The sequence below is a fragment of the Salmonella sp. SAL03688 genome, assembly GCF_046551895.1.
GTDB classification, from domain to species: Bacteria; Pseudomonadota; Gammaproteobacteria; order Enterobacterales; family Enterobacteriaceae; genus Salmonella; species Salmonella enterica.
Genome location: NZ_JBGDVI010000072.1, coordinates 1 through 314, shown reverse-complemented (window position 1 = coordinate 314; position 314 = coordinate 1). Strand labels below are relative to the sequence as shown.

At 43.9% G+C, this 314-nt stretch carries 1 pseudogene; it reads right to left on the bottom strand.

Annotation, left to right across the window (positions count from 1 at the left end):
* A pseudogene (gene tnpA, locus ACLJR2_RS23765) lies at positions 1 to 227 on the bottom strand (IS200/IS605-like element IS200F family transposase); the annotation flags it as partial.
* Positions 228 to 314: the final 87 nt, after the last annotated feature.

Here is a 314-nt window from a genome sequence, read left to right as displayed (position 1 = left end):
CTCGACACACTCATCTTCGGCGGGATCTCCAGAAGCATGTGAATATGATCTGCACAACATTCTGCTTCCAGAATTCGTACGTTTTTCCATTCACACAATTTTCTTAATATGCTGCCTACTGCCCTACGCTTCTCTCCATAGAACGCTTGTCTTCGGTATTTGGGCGCGAAAACTATGTGATATTTACAGTTCCATCGGGTGTGCGCTAAGCTCTTTTCGTCCCCCATTGGGACCCCCTTTTGATTTCTTGTTGAACTTTTGCAGTTGCCAGACCGCAAGATGTTTTAACAAATCAAAAGGGGTTTTAATAACTG